General features: G+C 59.2%; 1 protein-coding gene. It reads right to left on the reverse strand.

The window, feature by feature from the left end:
- Window positions 1–216: 216 nt before the first annotated feature.
- On the reverse strand, window positions 217–1,593 hold the full coding sequence (locus ABID37_RS26205; RefSeq protein ID WP_354199898.1) for an ISNCY family transposase: 1,377 nt from the start codon (window positions 1,591–1,593) through the stop codon (window positions 217–219).
- Window positions 1,594–1,709: the final 116 nt, after the last annotated feature.

Genomic DNA, 1,709 nt, shown 5'->3' on the forward strand with positions numbered 1-1,709 from the left:
TCATGTGGCGGCGATGTAGAAATGTCGCGGGTTGTGCAAAATAGAAATGTCGCCTCCCACGCTTGGGAAGGCAGGGCGCGGCAAGTTAGAAATGCGACAGTGAGGCGCTTCCTCGCGCCGACGTGAGCGTCCGATCGGGCGTAAGCTGGTCGGGGTTGCGCAGCCCGATCGGGGGCGTTCCAGTCAAGCTCCCTCGGCTTTAGCTTTGACAGCCGCTCACTCGGCCGCGGCCAACCTTGCCAAAGCCTGTTCTCGTCGTGCGATGACAGCAGGATCGTTCATGAAATCCGTCCTGCGCCCCGGTTTTGTTCCGCGCTTCTTGTAGCCGGTCTGCTCGCTGTTGGTCTTGATCTTCGGCGGAGGCCGCGCCTCGTCCTGCTGAGCCTTGATCCAGGTCAGCACTTCGCCGAGCCGTTTGTTCTCGGTGATCGCCGTGTGGGTTACACGCTGCTCCTTGTCAAAAATCGCATAGGGCAGAGAGCATGCCTTCCAGCGAATGTCGACGCGGCCGTCCGCAAACTCATGGACGTCGACATATTTGCCGACCAGACCGATCGAGACATCGTTCTTCTCCAGCATGATCTGTCGCCGTTCATATGAGAACGACAATTGCCGGCCGACATAACGCTGCTCCCGCTTGCACAGCACGTCACGCAGCCGATCCGGCGCAACATTCAATGCGCGATGCAAGTTGTCCGGTCGGGCAGGGACCTTGGCAAACCTCTCGTTGAAGTCGGTCGTGAACGCCGGCAAGAACGCATTGGCAGCCGCCATATCCGATATGCCGGCGAGACGCAGTTCTTTCACGAGGCGGTCCTGCAGCGTGCGATTGACCCTTTCGACCCGGCCTTTGGCCTGACTGGAATTTGCGCATAGGATCTCGATGTTGAGTTCCGCCAGAGCACGGCCGAACTGCGTCATACCACGGCCGGCCTTGGCGTCCTTCTTGGGAACGCGGAACACCGTGTGCTTGTCGGAATAGAACGCCACCGGACAGCCATGCGCCTTCAGATAGAGTTCGAGCGCCTCGAAGTAGCTGAAGGTGCTCTCCGACTTCACAAAGCGAAGCTGCTGGAGCGTGCTGGTCGCGTCGTCGATGAAGACGAGCAGGGTGCATGGATCACCCCGCTCCTCGAACCAGCGATGATCGCTGCCGTCGATCTGCACCAGTTCGCCATATGACTCTCGACGTAATCTGGGCTGATGGAACGTCCTGCGTTGCTTTCGGGACAGCCAGATTCCGGCTTCAGCCATCCATTTGCGCAATGTCTCTCGCGACACGACCAGGCCGTGGTTCGCTGCCAGCTTCTCCGCCGCAAAGGTTGGCCCGAAGTCGAGATAATGTTCCCGAACCAACTGAACCGCCAGTTCGCCGACGCCAGCGTCATATCGATGGTTCGATGGTCGTCCTCGTGCCTTGTGCCGAAGTGCGGCGGCGCCTTCGGCCCGGAACGCCTTCAGCAGACGCTGCACCTGACGCGTCGTCATATCCAGGACATGCGCGGCCGAGACAACCGTCATGCGCCGCTCCAAAACCTTCGACAGCACCTCGATACGCTGCAGCTCGCGCTCGCTCATCAATATCAGTCCCAATCTGCAGCCTCCCATCCCATCGAGGTGAACACTGGCACCTCAAGGGCAGGAGCGACATTCCAACTTTGCAGAAACAGGACATTTCTATTTTGCGGCAATATGTCAAAGTCGCATAA

This window comes from Aquamicrobium terrae (genome assembly GCF_040545735.1).
Classification (GTDB): Bacteria; Pseudomonadota; Alphaproteobacteria; order Rhizobiales; family Rhizobiaceae; genus Mesorhizobium; species Mesorhizobium terrae_A.